Genomic DNA, 13,408 nt, shown 5'->3' with positions numbered 1-13,408 from the left:
ATCCTGAATGCGACGAGGAGAAGGAACACATGGCAGTAGAAAAAGTAGCCGTTATCACCGCCGGCGGCAGCGGCATGGGCGCCGAGAGCGCGAAGCGTCTTGCCGCCGATGGCTTCAAGGTCGCGATCCTCTCCTCCTCCGGCAAGGGCGAAGCGCTCGCCGCGGAACTCGGCGGCATCGGCGTTACCGGCTCCAACCAGTCGAATGACGACCTCAGGCGTCTGGTCGACCTGACCGTGGAGAAGTGGGGCCGGATCGACGTGCTGGTCAACAGCGCCGGCCACGGCCCGCGCGCCCAGATCCTCGAGATCACCGACGAACAGTGGCACACCGGCCTCGACGTCTACCTGATGAACGTCATCCGCCCGGTCCGCCTCGTCGCACCCATCATGCAGAAGCAGAAGTCCGGCTCGATCGTCAACATCTCCACCGCCTGGGCGTTCGAGCCCTCGCCGATGTTCCCGACCTCCGCCGTCTTCCGCGCCGGCCTTGCCTCCTACACCAAGATCTTCGCCGACACCTATGCGGGCGACAATGTGCGCATGAACAACGTGCTGCCCGGCTGGATCGACAGCCTGCCGGCGACCGAAGAGCGCCGCGACGCCGTGCCAATGAAGCGCTACGGCACCAGCGCCGAAATTGCCGCAACCGTCGCCTTCCTCGCCTCTGAAGGTGCGGGCTACATCACCGGCCAGAACCTGAAGGTGGACGGCGGCCTGACGCGCTCGGTGTGAGGGCGGAAGACGCCGGAGAGCGGCGCGGCGGCAAAAGCCGCGGCGCCGCTGAAACATAGCGTCGGCGCGAACGACTTACTTCGGAAACAGGAAGGTCAGCGTCGCGCGCACGCCCCAGCTCGGCGCGCCCTGCGGCGCCTCGGCATAATATTTCCCACCGATCTGGGCCTGAAGCATCTGGTCGCCCACCTTGAAGACCTGCGAAACGCTGAGGTTGATCGGCACGGTCCATTGATCGGCCTCCCAGTCGTAGGTCGACTCCGTGTTGAGTGTCAGGGTCGCACCATGGCCGAGGCCGTAGGACAGAAAGGGTTGCAGGAAGGTCTGGCTCACATCCGCCCGGTCACCCTCGCCGGCAACGCTCCAGATGTGGTTTCCTAGCGCGCCGACGGTCCACGGTCCCTCCTGCTTCAGCACGACCGCCGTCGGGCCGATGCCGAACTTGCCGGTGCCGAGGAAATCGTCGGTGGCGGTCGGGATCAAAAAGGCCGGACCGACACCCCAAACGATGCCCGAAGGGCCGGGATTGGCCGGCGACAGGAAGAGGCTCTGGGTGATGTCACCGAGCCCGAACGTATTGCCGTCGGGCGGCGGCAGGTAGTCGCGATAGGCGATCGGCAGGATCGTGCGCGAGATCAGGTTCCAGTCCGCGTTCAGCGTGATGGGAATGACCGGCTGGACGTTGAGCGTATAGGAGAAGCCATCCTCCTCGGCGCCGGCGCGAAATTCGAAATTGCTCTGGAACGGCACGCTGATCAGGTCGGCGACCGGGTTCGAGAGCTTCTTTGCGAGATCGTCCGCATCCTGGGCCAGCGCCTGCTGCCCCTGCATGGCGGCGGCGACAAGCATCGCCGCCCAAAGCCTGGCTCCTATCTGCCCCACGCGCAATTCCCCCTTGCAGCTTCCGCGGCGGCGTCGCCAGTCTCAGTTGCACCGGACCACGCCTCGACCGAATGGCCGCAGGTTACGTCACCCTTGCCGATTCGGGAACTTGCATTTTCTCTAAAGCAACCCGGCGCCCGGCCGCTGGACGGGCGCTCGCCATCCCGGACGCTGAGACGACCGGACGCCATCGGACGGCCTTGCCGCGGCGTCACATGACGTTGCGGCAACGCGTCGGAGCGGGATGAGGAGAGACATCCCGCTCTGATCCGTGACCCTCACAGGGTTGCAAACACCTGATATCACTGCTTACGTCGCGCGATGAGCGTCGCGCCCCTCCACACACATGCTTTCTTCGAAGAAGTCCTGGAGGCCGGCTTCGTCTGGACGATTCGTGACGCAACAGGTTTCCCGACCTCGACGAACCAGTCGAATGAAACCGCGATGCCGTTCTGGTCGTCGCTCTCCAGAGCCCGGCTGATAATCGACCGGATACCCACCTATCGCAGCTTCACGCCTCATCAACTGTCACTGGACGTCTTTGTCGATCGCTGGCTACCGGGCCTTGAGAAGGACAATTTGGTGGTCGGCATAAATTGGAGCAGCGCCACGGCAATCGGTTTCGATTTCGCGCCTGCCGATGTCCGCCGGCGGTTGCAAAGCTTGAGGCCAATAGTTCGTCAACACCAGTGACGTGCCACGCCATGCACTTCGACGCAGCCGCAAAGATCGGCTGGACTGGCGTCCCTGCGTGGGTTCCGCCGCTATCCTGTTGTCTTTCTTGCAGAAGCGCCTACTTCCCTGTCGAAACCGCATAAAGGAGCTCGGCATGAACCGAAACGGCCTCTATCTCGTCATCGCCTTGCTCGCCGTCGCCGTCGTCGGCCTGGGCCTCTATATCTACCAGGAAGAGACGAAGCCGGGCGTCGAGATCAAGATCGGCCAGGACGGCATTTCGGTTCAGGAAAACTAGGGTCAGGCACCACGCCTGGACGATGAGGATGAACTCAGCGCAAAGCCGAACCCCGCCAATTGCCGCGAGCGCGCATCGCTAGGAACTCTTCAACGTGAACCTCCGCCTCTTCGGCGCTTGCGTGTTCGCCCGTTACCCCGTCGCCAAGAAAGGTCACCCTTCGGCGACGGCGTGAGGAGCGCGCCGGTAATGGACTGCTGAGCTCTTGATTTTGCATCCGCGATCATCGCCCATGGCAACAGCCGTCGCGACTCGTTGCCGCCTCACGGCAGGAAGAAATCGCAACTTGCCCGACAGACCAAAGGTGCCGCGTTGATAGCAAGCATTTCATGGGCAGCCGCACTGCTGCTTGCGGCCTCGTTCGCATTTGCCGCGATGGCCGGCGAGAGAGCCCCCTCGGGAACCTATTGCGGCCAGCTCTCTTCCGCCGGCGTCCTGTCGGATGCGCAAACGCACTTCGAGACCGATGCGAGCGGCACGATCATTGGGAAATATATGTTCTCCGATCAGGGCCAGCCGTTCACGGCGAGCTTGCCGAGACCGGTGACGACGGCGACGGCAGCGATCTGACCCGTACCTTCATGTGGCGCGACAAATACGGCTACGGCCAGCTGGTCGTGACCTTCACGCCGGACTTCTCCGAGTTCGAAGGCAAATGGAACGCCGGCGGATCGGAGTTCCTGCCGTGGAACGGCCGGCGGTGTTATCAGACGATCAGCTAGCGTCCCTTATGTACAACCGGGCGCTTCACCCATGCCTTGACGGCTCGCTTCGCAGCAAGCTAGAGCAGCGCAAAGTTGCAGCGTCGTCGCAATACGACCCTTGGGCGGATGAGATGCGCAGATTTTGGCGTTGGATTACATACTACCGTCACCGCAGCGAACTCTGGGGCCTTGGCGTGGCGATGCGGGTGCCTCTGCTAGCGATGTTTCCAATCGGGATCGTGCTCGGCCTCTGGTGGGCCGTGGCGGCACTGCCTGTCGTTCTCTCAATTGTCGTTCTGTCAGAGAACCTCGGCCATGCGGGTCAAATAGTCTTGGCCCTGCTGGCGGTTCCCGCACTTCTTGTGCTGTTGAGTGTTGTAGCAACGTGGTTCTTCGGCTGGTACTTCATAGCGGCTGCCCTGATGCTTGGTCGTTTCACGTCAGCAAGAGCCAAGGAGAAAGCCCTGACAGAATGGGTTGACGCCTATCGGGCGAGAACCGCTTGACGGGCTTGCCTGCGCGTGGCGCTTTCCATGAATCGTGGATGCGCCTGACTATGTGCTGCAAATGTGTGGCGCCGACTATACCTCCCTCCTGACCCATATGTCTGTGGACGTCAGCTATCGCCGTAAGCAATCTATCGTCCTTCATCGTTTCGCCTCGCTCCGTACGATTCACGCCGCCATCACACCCCGCATCAGCCCTTCCAGCCAGTCGGCAAACACCTTCAGCCGGCGCGACAGGTGCTGGCGGTGCGGGTAGAGCAGCGCCATCGGCATGGGTGCGGCTGAATGGCCTGGCATGACCTCCACCAGGCGCCCCTCTTTCAGATGGTCGACCACGTCGAAGGCCGGGATCTGGATGAGGCCGAGGCCGGCGAGGCAGCAGGCGATGCTGCCCTCGGCGCTGTTGACGCTGATGCGGCCGGGAACGGCAACCGTGCGCGCCTCGCCGCCTTCGATCCACTCCCAGTCCTCCACCCGGCCGCTTGAGGGCGAGGCATAGTTGACGGCGAAATGACTGGCGAGATCGCTGGGCATTAGCGGAATACCATACCGCTCGAGATAGTCGGGGCTTGCGACATTGATCAGGCGAAGCGTGCCGAACGGCCGGGCGATCAGGCCGGAATCGCTGAGCGGCCCGACCCGCAGCGCACAGTCGACGCTTTCCTCTATCAGGTGCACCGCCCGGTCGGTCATGCCGAGATCGATGTCGATGCCGGGGTAGCGCGTCAGGAACTCCGGCAGCGCCGGCGCCACGATCAGCCGGCCGATGCGGCTCGGCAGGTCGACGCGCAGCCGCCCGGTCGGGTCGGAAGCGCTGCGGCGGAACAGGTTCTCCGCCTCGTCCATGTCCTCAATCAGCCGCAGGCAGCGCTCGTAGAAGGCGGCCCCGTCCTGCGTCGGCGCCACCTTACGGGTCGTGCGGTGCAGCAGCCGTGTGCCGAGCCGGGTTTCGAGCGTCTGCACCGCGGCCGAAACGGAAGAGCGCGGCAGCCCCAATGTGTCGGCCGCGCGGGTAAAACTCGCGCTTTCGACAACGCGCGTGAAGATGCGGAAAAGCTCGATCCTGTCCATGCCGGGCCACGCCAATTGTTCGTCAATTCTGACAAGTCATGTCACGAACTGGCGCTTTATACCAGCGGCACGGACGGTATTCTCAACCCTGCGATGCCTGTCGCACCGCTGACCTCTCGCGTTGGCGGCGGCAAGGCCCGCGCTATTTGAAACGCGGCGTGCGGCGTTCAGGACAGACAACGTGTTCGGGACAGGCCGTCAGCGCCAGAGCAGACCGGGGACCTGCGCACCTTTCGCGCCGGCGTTCCCGCTCGCCGCAAACCGGCCGCAGCAAGCGGCCGATAACAGGAGAAACCCATGGCAGACCACAGCATCAATGGTAAATCCGTTCTCATCGCCGGCGGCGCAAAGAACCTCGGCGGCCTGTTGGCGCGCGATCTCGCCGAACATGGCGCCCGCGGCGTCGCGATCCACTACAACAGCGCCGCCACCAGGGCGGCAGCCGAAGAAACCGTGGCGGCAATCAAGGCAGCCGGTGCTGCAGCCCACGCCTATGCCGGCGATCTCACCAGCGCGGCGAATGTCGAAAAGCTCTTCGCCGATGCCAAGGCGGCGCTCGGCGGCATCGATATCGCCGTCAACACCGTCGGCAAGGTGCTGAAGAAGCCCTTCGTCGAGATCACCGAGGCCGAATATGACGAGATGAGCGCGGTCAACGCCAAGTCCGCCTTCTTCTTCCTGCGCGAAGCGGGCAAACATGTGAACGACAACGGCAAGGTCTGCACGCTCGTCACCTCGCTGCTTGGCGCCTTCACGCCCTTCTACGCCGCCTACGCCGGCACCAAGGCCCCGGTCGAGCATTTCACCCGCGCAGCCGCCAAGGAGTTCGGCGCACGCGGCATCTCGGTTACCGCCATCGGCCCCGGCCCGATGGATACGCCCTTCTTCTACCCGGCCGAGGGAGCCGACGCCGTCGCCTACCACAAGACCGCTTCCGCCCTCTCGGGCTTTTCGAAGACCGGCCTTACCGACATCGAGGACATCGTCCCCTATATCCGCTTCCTCGTTTCCGACGGCTGGTGGATGACCGGCCAGACGATCCTGGTCAACGGCGGTTACACGACGAAGTAAGTGGGAAGCGCCCCTCATCCGCGCGGTGAGTGAAACGCCCCTCATCCGCCTGCCGGCACCTTCTCCCCGTAATCACGGGGAGAAGGGACACGTGGCTCTCTCCGCGCTCTACTTCGGCGCACCGCGAGGCGTCGTGCCACGGCATACCGCGGGAACCAGGACGTCCGCGTGTGGCTGTATTCGCGGCCAAGGCAAGAAGACGAGAGTGCAGCACACGCAGCGCCGTCCCCTCTCCCCGCCTGTGGGGAGAGGGCTAGTCCTCGGGTTAAACCCGAGGAGAGGGGCAGCGGCTGTCAGGGATGCCCCGCCCCAATGATATCACCTAGCGTGGCACACAAGCCTGATGCTCTGCCCATGGACGGTTCAGCGACAATCGAAACTGGAAAACTCTGAAAATTCAACGATCCCAACCCGTCGACCCTGAAAAGAGAGGAAGTCCCATGACCAACTCAGCTTGGCACGCCGATCCACTCACCTGGGGCACCGGTCCACATCTCTTCGAGGTCTTTCTGGAGCCGACCGATCCTTACTCCACCAAGGCATTTAGCAAGCTCGACGCCCTGCTCGACCAGGCCGGCGAAGACAACGTCACTATTAAGATCCGCCTGCAGTCGCAGCCCTGGCATATGTATTCCGGTGTCATCGTTCGCTGCATCATCGCGGCCTCGACACTTGAGGGCGGCAAGAATACCGCGAAGAAAGTCATCGCTGCAGTCGCTGCGCATCGGGAAGAGTTCGAATTCGTCCATCATGCCGGCGGCCCCAATCTGGACGCTACACCCAACCAGATCATCGAGCGCTTGGAAGGCTATAGCGGCGTCAAGCTCAAGGCCGCATTCGCGATCCCGGATCTCGACCGGGAAATCAAGTGGCATTGCAAATATGCGCGACAGAACGGCATCCACGTCTCCCCGACCTTCATGATCGACGGAATCGTGCAACCGGAGGTCAGCAGCGGCGATGATGTTTCGGACTGGGCAAGGAAGTTGCTTGGTTGATGGGGTGCGCGGAAGGCTGGAGCAGCCGGGTCCGTTAAAGTGCTCATGCACATATGCTTGTGGGGAATTGCGCGGCTCGGCCAGGCGACCACCTCTTGGTCGGCTTTACCCATCGGGCATTCCGGCCGAGCTCGCTTCCAACCCGAAGCGATCTGGCAGAGCGTGCGTGCTGCTGACGCCCCTTCCATTCAAAATAGGATTGGAATTTTAGGACGTTGTGTAATGTGATGCGGATGAGCGCATGGCGCGCGACGGGGCTCGATGAGTGAAATTCATGGCATATAACTGCTTCTTCTGCCGTCACCTGCTGGCGAGCCTGGCGCTGCTTCTCGCGCTCGCCCTGCCCGCCCTTGCCCAGACGGCACCAGCGCCGATCACCGTCATTCTCACGCCCGGCCAAAGCGCTGCCGAGATCGAGGAAACCTTGCGCGCCGCGGCGAAAGCAGGCGGTCCGGTCACGGTCGAGTGGCGCGACGCGGCAAATCAGGCCGCAGCGCCGGCCAGCGCGGCGACACCTGACAACACCCACGCCGCCACACCGGCCGTCGCCGCGACGCCGGCGGGTACGCCACAGCAAGCCGCTCCGGTCGCTGATCCCGAGGATTCCTTCGACACCCTTTCCGCCCGTTTTCTCAATGGCTTGCAGATGGGCCTTACGGGCATCTCCAGCATTGCCGGGGTGATGGCTGACGTCGCGGCAGGCATCCGCGCCGAAGGCTGGTCGGTCGTCTCGGTTGCCGCCATTTCCGTGCTGGCCATTGCCGCCGGGCTGGCCGCCGCCTTCGCCAGCCGCTCCCTTATCCATCGGCTGTTTGGCGCTTCCTTCGAGGTGGTCGACCTCTTGCACCGCGTGCGCGCCTCGGTGATCCGGCTCGGCTTCGACATCGCCTATCTGGTGATCTTCGCCGCCGTCGGCCACACGATCGCCCAGCTGCTCCTGACGCGCGGTACGGGCTCGGCCGAGCTTGCCCATGCCCTGATCACCATCGCCGTCGTCGCCGCCGTCTATGCCGTCGGCGCCCGCTTCCTCTTCGCGCCGACGCGACCCGAAATCCGCCTGCTCGATATCGCCCATCCGCGCTTCCACGCCAACATGCTTGCCACCTATGGCGCGGCCAGCGCCGTCGTCGGCGCCAGCATGCGTTTCGCCCATCAGCGCGGGCTGGACCTTTCCGCCACCGATGGCTGGCTGCTGATCGGCGTCAGCATCCTCACGGTGGTGAAGCTCCACTGGTTCATCGGTGGCGCGGGTGATATCCGCGCGCTCTTTGCCGGCGAGAACCCCGGCCCCGTGCGTCGCGCCATCGCCTTCGGCGTGCCGGAGTTTTATGCGCTGAGCGCCATCGTGCTCTGGCTGATGAGCGTCATCGTTGCCGGCAGCCCCAACAGCGCGGCCTGGAGCTTTGCCGGCGGCACCACGCAGATCATCCTGCTTGCGCTGCCGATCCTCGCCTTCGGCATCCATTCGCTGGCCGGTGCCGCCGCCGAACGCCGCCGCACGCCCGCCTCCTCCAGGCTGCATGCGGCGATCTCCGGCAGCATCCAGACGGCACTTGCCGGCGCCACCTGGCTGATCGGCCTGCACATCATCATCGAGCTCTGGCGCCCGATCATGGTCCAGGACGACACCGCCGCCGCCGTCGGCTGGATCGTCGTTCTCGAGCGCATCAGCCTTGCGGTCGTGGCCGCCTGGGTGATCTGCAGCTTCCTCTGGCGGAGCTTCGAAGCCTTCTCGCCGTCTGCCCGCGTCGCCATGCCCGGCGACAGCGAGGACGAGACGATGGTTCATCAGACAAGCCGGCTGTCGACCATCCTGCCGCTCGTCCGCAACCTCATCTTCGGCGCCATCTTTGCTGTCACCAGCCTCGTCGTTCTCTCGGCGCTCGGCATCAACATCGCGCCGCTGCTGGCGGGCTTCGGCGTGCTGGGTCTGGCGCTTTCCTTCGGCTCGCAGACGCTGGTGAAGGATGTCGTCTCCGGCATCTTCTTCATCGCCGACGACGCTTTCCGCGTCGGCGAATATGTCGATACCGGCAAGCTCAAGGGCACGGTCGAGCGCATCTCGCTGCGTTCGCTGAGGCTGCGCCACCAGAACGGCCAGATCCACACCGTCCCCTACGGCCAGCTTCAGGCGGTGACCAATTTCAGCCGCGACTGGAGCACGGTGAAGTTCGAGTTGAAATTCGAGCGCGACGCCGATCCTGAAAAGATCCGCAAGGCCATCAAGAAGGTCGGCCTCGCCATGCTGGAGGACCCGGAGATCGGCGGCGAATTCCTGGTGCCCTTGAAGATGCAGGGCATCCAGGACGTCACCGAAAACTCCCTCGTCGTCCGCCTCAAATTCACCGCCCGCCCCGGCAACCCCAGCATCCTGCAGCGCGAGGCGATGAAGCGCCTGCTTCCGGCGCTGCGCGAAGCCGGCCTCGACCTCGCCTCCAACGCCGTCACCGTACGCTCCGGCGCGGCCGGTGCGGCGGAAGCGGAGGCTGCGGCGGCAAACCTGGCGCTGGCGAAGAAGCCGGTGGCACCGGAAGCAGCAGACGCGGAAGGGTAACGGTCAATCCGGCGCGACGCGGCGACAGACTTCCTGCGTTCGTCGCGGCTGGTGTCAGCATGGCCTTGCCATCGGGCAACGCCTGAACCCTATCAACGACAAAGCCTTCGACAGCTTGACCGGCATGCATTTTCACGGTCGACGATCCCGATGGAACCTACGGCACCGGCCAGGTCATCCGGCTTGCTGCCGATGGGACGCGACAAATGGATCGACTGGCTGGACGCCCCCGCAAAGCCGCGGTTCATCTCGCTCGTCAAGCCAACCAAGTAGGGCCAACCAAGTAGGCCCGATCAGGCCAAGCAAGACCGCGCAATTAAAAAGCGCGACCGACGGACAACACCCGCTACAGTTTTGACATCATTGTTGCATTACCTCAAACGCACAGACGAGGCTCAGGCGCTGCAGCACCCTGCCGACGCTGCCATGTTGCCGCTGCCACCGAGGATGTTGCCTGATGCGATCCATGCGCCTCGCCCCGTCTGCTCTAGCCCTGTCTGCCCTTGTCCTTTCGCTTCTGCCCGTGGCCACCGTCCACGCCGAACCGCCCACCTACGCGCTGCACTATGCGCTGATGCTGGACGGTGAGGAGCCCGTGGCAGGCGAGGTCGCCTGTGTCGTCGGGGAACCGTGCGAGTTCACGCCGTCCCCCGCCAGCAAGATGACCTTCAAGCTGAGCAGGCGGCAAAACGAAATTGAGATCACCTGCCCCGAGCGTGAATGCTCGCTTGGCTATGGCGAACGCCGAACATATTGCGGCACCTGCGAGAAAGTCGACATCTTCGAGGGGCGCGACTATGGCGGCGGCGCAATCGAGTTGGTGCTGCGCAGGTACCCGCGGCTCGGCACTCTGCTGTTGCGCTACCAGACACCGTAACCACGCTTCCAGGCTGGCGTTGCCTGGCCGCCCTGAGTTCTCACGCGCCCCTTGGGGTGAGGCGCGACCAGTCCTCCTCGCTCCATCACGGCAGATCACAGGCGCATCCGGCGGCAAGGCGTGGCCGCCGTCGCGGTCCCTTGCCCCCTGTCCCCGCGGGAACAACATCCACCCGGTTCCGTTGCTAAAACAAATGCACAAAGGCCGGTGGCCTTTCAATCGGGGCATCGGTTCCGGTTCGGTCAACGCCTGGCCCAACGAAAGATCATGGTCAGGCAGCAAGAGCTCGGAGCGCCCCAATGCGTATCATCCTGGTAGCCCTCGTCGCGTCAGTCATGAGCATTCTGGCGTTCAAATATGCCGATCATTCCATCGGCAACACGCACATCGTTGCGACGGCCGAGGAACTTGCCGCCCTCTGAGCGGTCTTTGCAAATAGACCGGTCGCCCCCTCCCGCTCCCAGCGGGTCCTGACCACCGGACCGGCTCGGGCGATGCTCGCAGAAGTCGTTCAGCCCCTCCCGCATAGGTTTCATTCCGTCTTGCAGCGATCTCCGTCTTCTGCAATCCTCATCGCATGCGATCGTATCGGCTCATCATTGCTGCCAAACGTCTGACCGCCCCGGCGGCCCCACTCCCTATGTGCGTCTCTGGATAGCAGCGGGAACGGCTTGGCCGACCTTCTCGCTCTAGGGGCGGGAGATCAGGCCGATCCTTCCAACTGATATCGAGACGTTGACGATGCGACATGCGCTCTCCCGCAGCCTGGTGATCCTGCTATGACAGGATCATCCAGCGCTTCCTTCACCTTCATCCTGCTCATCATCTGCACCGCGCTTTCCCTTGCCGGCACCGACCTGATCCTGCCGGGCGTGTTTTCCGCCAGCGAAGCGACCGCGCAGATGGTGCTTGCCGCCTATGTCGGCGGCAGTGCACTCGGCCTCCTGCTCTTCGGCCACCTCGCCGATCACTTCGATCGCAAGACGCTGATGGTCGCAGCCCTTGCCGCCTTTGCCGCCACCTCCCTTGCCGGCGCCTTTGCGCCTGATATCGCCGTCCTCATCGGCCTGCGCTTCCTGCAGGGTATCGCCGCCAGCGCTGCGCCCGTGTTTGCGCCGGGCGTCATCCGGCAATTGTTCAGCGAGAAGACGGCCGTGCGCGCCATCGGCTTTCTCGGAAGCGTCGAGTCGCTGGTTCCGGCGCTTGTGCCCATCGCCGGCGTGGCACTTCTTGCGCATTTCGGCTGGCAATCGTCGTTCGAGCTTCTCGGCGCCGCCGGAGCGATCGTCTTCGTCCTGATGCTGGCGATCGGCCTTCCGCGCGAACAACGAAGAAGCGGCACCCAAGGAACCTATCTGCAGCTGCTGACGGATCCCGTCTTCATGCGCTACGCACTGAGCCAGGCCATGACGCTCGGTGGCGTTTTGACCCTCGTGTTCGGCATTCCCATGGTGATCGTCGAGACGATGGGCGGCACGCTCAATGATTTCATCATCGTGCAGATCGTCAGCGTCGCGGGCTTCATCGTCGCCGCCAATCTGACCGCGAAGATCGCCGCGCGCTTCGGCACGGAAGAAGTCATCATGGCCGGCAGCGCGATGGCCGCCGCAAGCGCGTTCGCTCTCCTCGCCTATGGCCTCTCGGGCGGAACCAATCCGTTGCTCGTGCCCGTTCTCTTCCTGCCCATGGGCATTGGCCTCGGCCTGCGTGGCCCCATCGGCTTCTACCGCGGCATCGTCGCTTCCGGCGGCAATGATGCTCGCGGCTCGGCGCTGATCGTCTTTTTCATCTTCATGACGACCACATTGGGCACGATGGCGGCAGCGCCTGTCATCACCAAAGGACTGCCGGCCCTCGCCCTCGTCGTTAGCGCAATTCACCTGCTTTCGGTCGCCATCCTCTGCGCACTGCCGAAGGTGAAGGAGGCTCCGTCCGCATAGCCGCGACCGCGGCAGACGACCGCGCCCCTGGGCGCGCGGTTTCGTGCCGCCGGCGGGAACTCTCCCTGGATCCCGCAAACATGGCCAGCCGGGGCGCACCCCGACTGCCGCGCGCCCGGCTTGCGCTTCCATCCCCGGGGTGTTCTGGTAAGAGCATCCCCGGGTGGTTCTGGTAAGACCGGAACGTGCAAAACGGAGCGCTGCAACATGAACAATGACAATCTTTGGTACTGTCTTGTCGGCACGGGCGACACCAACACCGGCATGCTGCGATTCATCGGCGCCGTCGTCGCCTTCATCCTCGTGTTCGGCGCGCTGTTCTGGTTGCTGGGCCTGTAAACCTTTCCCCTTGCCCGCGACGCGGGCGGCCGTCACAGGGTGGCCGCGCCTGCCCCAGCCGCGGCCTGTCTATCGTTCCGCCACCCGGAAATTGGTCGCGCCCAATTGCGCAATGACTAATACGCGACGAACGATGAGAGAACGCTCCAAGCACGAAAGCGGTCTCACTCTAACCTTTTCCCCCAATTGGGTGAGGAACAATTCGTGAAAGCGAACCGCGCCAGACTTGCGCGTCGGCCGTTCGGCGTTCACGCCTCCACTTGGTGTCACGATCCTCAGGCGCCTTGCCAAACGGCAAAGTTGCGATAGAAGATCACAAGAGACAATTTATACGATCACCATCATGAACCTTCGTTTCGTTGCCGGCGGCATGGCCGTCGCGCTTTTGTGCGCAATCGCCATCGTTCTGTTCGCGCCACGAACGGAACCGCTGACGATAAGCTATTATAAGTACGAGTTTGTACTGCCCGCCTTGCGAAAACGCCCGGACGCCGCACGGGAATTCATCGCGATGTGCGCTCCGGAAATCGAATCCGAACTCAAGGAGACGGACCTCAAGGAAACGTCCTACTCCAATCGAGCCGAGATGGCGCAAGATCTCTGCCGGCGCTATTTCGCCGTGGTGATTGATGGCAGGCTTACGCTCGCGGAGATCAACCTCTCCGGCTCCTTTCCACTCTCTTTGCTTGAGGAGGCTGAACGTCGGCAACCACGCTTCCCGCGATGATGGAAGCGTACTGGAACCGCGCCGGCGGTCTG

At 63.5% G+C, this 13,408-nt stretch carries 16 protein-coding genes and 1 pseudogene; 15 read left to right on the top strand and 2 right to left on the bottom strand.

Features of this window, described 5'->3' with window-relative positions; genetic code table 11:
* The first annotated feature begins 29 nt into the window (after window positions 1-29).
* Complete coding sequence (locus ACTJKE_RS13005) at window positions 30-734, top strand: SDR family oxidoreductase (RefSeq protein ID WP_113512724.1); 705 nt, start codon at window positions 30-32, stop codon at window positions 732-734.
* Between the two features lie 75 nt (window positions 735-809).
* Here ACTJKE_RS13005 and ACTJKE_RS13000 read toward each other — a convergent pair whose 3' ends face one another.
* On the bottom strand, window positions 810-1,583 hold the full coding sequence (locus ACTJKE_RS13000; protein ID WP_057253933.1) for a hypothetical protein: 774 nt from the start codon (window positions 1,581-1,583) through the stop codon (window positions 810-812).
* Between the two features lie 354 nt (window positions 1,584-1,937).
* On the opposite strand from ACTJKE_RS13000, the gene ACTJKE_RS12995 reads away from it, so the two are divergent.
* The 5 genes from ACTJKE_RS12995 (at window position 1,938) to ACTJKE_RS12975 (ending at window position 3,799) form a co-directional block, all read left to right on the top strand.
* Window positions 1,938-2,309: a DUF2750 domain-containing protein gene (locus tag ACTJKE_RS12995; protein WP_113512722.1), complete on the top strand. Its 372-nt coding sequence runs from the start codon at window positions 1,938-1,940 to the stop codon at window positions 2,307-2,309.
* Window positions 2,310-2,445: 136 nt separating this feature from the next.
* Window positions 2,446-2,589, top strand: coding sequence for a hypothetical protein (locus tag ACTJKE_RS12990; RefSeq protein WP_200964201.1), 144 nt, complete (start codon window positions 2,446-2,448; stop codon window positions 2,587-2,589).
* Window positions 2,590-2,901: 312 nt separating this feature from the next.
* On the top strand, window positions 2,902-3,159 hold the full coding sequence (locus ACTJKE_RS12985; protein WP_057253931.1) for a hypothetical protein: 258 nt from the start codon (window positions 2,902-2,904) through the stop codon (window positions 3,157-3,159).
* An 11-nt stretch (window positions 3,160-3,170) separates the two neighbouring features.
* Window positions 3,171-3,311 (top strand): hypothetical protein, encoded by a 141-nt coding sequence (locus tag ACTJKE_RS12980; protein ID WP_244495693.1) that lies wholly within the window; start codon window positions 3,171-3,173, stop codon window positions 3,309-3,311.
* A gap of 113 nt (window positions 3,312-3,424) precedes the next feature.
* Entirely contained in the window at window positions 3,425-3,799 is a 375-nt protein-coding gene (locus ACTJKE_RS12975; protein ID WP_057254428.1) for a hypothetical protein, read from the top strand.
* A 168-nt stretch (window positions 3,800-3,967) separates the two neighbouring features.
* On the opposite strand, the gene ACTJKE_RS12970 is transcribed toward ACTJKE_RS12975, so the two are convergent.
* Window positions 3,968-4,870 carry a LysR family transcriptional regulator gene (locus tag ACTJKE_RS12970; RefSeq protein WP_057253929.1) on the bottom strand — a complete coding sequence of 301 codons (903 nt, stop codon included), beginning with the start codon at window positions 4,868-4,870 and terminating at the stop codon, window positions 3,968-3,970.
* A gap of 297 nt (window positions 4,871-5,167) precedes the next feature.
* Between ACTJKE_RS12970 and ACTJKE_RS12965 the strand changes: the two genes are divergently transcribed.
* The 9 genes and pseudogenes from ACTJKE_RS12965 (at window position 5,168) to ACTJKE_RS12925 (ending at window position 13,376) form a co-directional block, all read left to right on the top strand.
* Window positions 5,168-5,941: an SDR family oxidoreductase gene (locus tag ACTJKE_RS12965; protein WP_057253927.1), complete on the top strand. Its 774-nt coding sequence runs from the start codon at window positions 5,168-5,170 to the stop codon at window positions 5,939-5,941.
* Between the two features lie 440 nt (window positions 5,942-6,381).
* Window positions 6,382-6,939 carry a DsbA family protein gene (locus ACTJKE_RS12960; RefSeq protein ID WP_440691897.1) on the top strand — a complete coding sequence of 186 codons (558 nt, stop codon included), beginning with the start codon at window positions 6,382-6,384 and terminating at the stop codon, window positions 6,937-6,939.
* A gap of 274 nt (window positions 6,940-7,213) precedes the next feature.
* Complete coding sequence (locus ACTJKE_RS12955) at window positions 7,214-9,493, top strand: mechanosensitive ion channel family protein (protein ID WP_113512720.1); 2,280 nt, start codon at window positions 7,214-7,216, stop codon at window positions 9,491-9,493.
* Between the two features lie 91 nt (window positions 9,494-9,584).
* Window positions 9,585-9,766 (top strand): annotated as a pseudogene (locus tag ACTJKE_RS12950) (hypothetical protein).
* 184 nt (window positions 9,767-9,950) lie between these two features.
* Window positions 9,951-10,370, top strand: coding sequence for a hypothetical protein (locus ACTJKE_RS12945; RefSeq protein WP_058323847.1), 420 nt, complete (start codon window positions 9,951-9,953; stop codon window positions 10,368-10,370).
* A gap of 299 nt (window positions 10,371-10,669) precedes the next feature.
* Window positions 10,670-10,792 (top strand): hypothetical protein, encoded by a 123-nt coding sequence (locus tag ACTJKE_RS12940; protein WP_255571016.1) that lies wholly within the window; start codon window positions 10,670-10,672, stop codon window positions 10,790-10,792.
* A gap of 357 nt (window positions 10,793-11,149) precedes the next feature.
* The gene (locus ACTJKE_RS12935) at window positions 11,150-12,310 is read left to right on the top strand and encodes an MFS transporter (RefSeq protein WP_440691896.1); all 1,161 of its coding nucleotides are present in this window, start codon (window positions 11,150-11,152) and stop codon (window positions 12,308-12,310) included.
* A 207-nt stretch (window positions 12,311-12,517) separates the two neighbouring features.
* Window positions 12,518-12,649: a hypothetical protein gene (locus ACTJKE_RS12930; protein ID WP_255571017.1), complete on the top strand. Its 132-nt coding sequence runs from the start codon at window positions 12,518-12,520 to the stop codon at window positions 12,647-12,649.
* A 226-nt stretch (window positions 12,650-12,875) separates the two neighbouring features.
* A complete protein-coding gene (locus ACTJKE_RS12925; protein ID WP_162764676.1) occupies window positions 12,876-13,376 on the top strand; it encodes a hypothetical protein in 501 nt (166 codons plus the stop codon).
* The last annotated feature ends 32 nt before the right edge of the window (window positions 13,377-13,408 follow it).

The sequence above is a fragment of the Ensifer sp. 22521 genome (genome assembly GCF_052044795.1).
Lineage (GTDB): Bacteria > Pseudomonadota > Alphaproteobacteria > Rhizobiales > Rhizobiaceae > Ensifer.
Note: the sequence above shows the minus strand (reverse complement) of the source record. Positions and strands in the feature narration are given on the sequence as shown.

What these genes read in the sequence shown, in the direction of transcription:
- ACTJKE_RS12930 (WP_255571017.1), top strand. Translation starts at nt 12,518, where the DNA reads ATGAACAATGACAATCTTTGGTACTGTCTTGTCGGCACGGGCGACACC.
- ACTJKE_RS12995 (WP_113512722.1), top strand. Translation starts at nt 1,938, where the DNA reads ATGAGCGTCGCGCCCCTCCACACACATGCTTTCTTCGAAGAAGTCCTG.
- ACTJKE_RS12990 (WP_200964201.1), top strand. Translation starts at nt 2,446, where the DNA reads ATGAACCGAAACGGCCTCTATCTCGTCATCGCCTTGCTCGCCGTCGCC.
- ACTJKE_RS13005 (WP_113512724.1), top strand. Translation starts at nt 30, where the DNA reads ATGGCAGTAGAAAAAGTAGCCGTTATCACCGCCGGCGGCAGCGGCATG.
- ACTJKE_RS12980 (WP_244495693.1), top strand. Translation starts at nt 3,171, where the DNA reads ATGTGGCGCGACAAATACGGCTACGGCCAGCTGGTCGTGACCTTCACG.
- ACTJKE_RS12940 (WP_255571016.1), top strand. Translation starts at nt 10,670, where the DNA reads ATGCGTATCATCCTGGTAGCCCTCGTCGCGTCAGTCATGAGCATTCTG.
- ACTJKE_RS12965 (WP_057253927.1), top strand. Translation starts at nt 5,168, where the DNA reads ATGGCAGACCACAGCATCAATGGTAAATCCGTTCTCATCGCCGGCGGC.
- ACTJKE_RS12975 (WP_057254428.1), top strand. Translation starts at nt 3,425, where the DNA reads ATGCGCAGATTTTGGCGTTGGATTACATACTACCGTCACCGCAGCGAA.
- ACTJKE_RS13000 (WP_057253933.1), bottom strand. Translation starts at nt 1,583, where the DNA reads ATGCTTGTCGCCGCCGCCATGCAGGGGCAGCAGGCGCTGGCCCAGGAT.
- ACTJKE_RS12970 (WP_057253929.1), bottom strand. Translation starts at nt 4,870, where the DNA reads ATGGACAGGATCGAGCTTTTCCGCATCTTCACGCGCGTTGTCGAAAGC.
- ACTJKE_RS12960 (WP_440691897.1), top strand. Translation starts at nt 6,382, where the DNA reads ATGACCAACTCAGCTTGGCACGCCGATCCACTCACCTGGGGCACCGGT.
- ACTJKE_RS12945 (WP_058323847.1), top strand. Translation starts at nt 9,951, where the DNA reads ATGCGATCCATGCGCCTCGCCCCGTCTGCTCTAGCCCTGTCTGCCCTT.
- ACTJKE_RS12955 (WP_113512720.1), top strand. Translation starts at nt 7,214, where the DNA reads ATGGCATATAACTGCTTCTTCTGCCGTCACCTGCTGGCGAGCCTGGCG.
- ACTJKE_RS12935 (WP_440691896.1), top strand. Translation starts at nt 11,150, where the DNA reads ATGACAGGATCATCCAGCGCTTCCTTCACCTTCATCCTGCTCATCATC.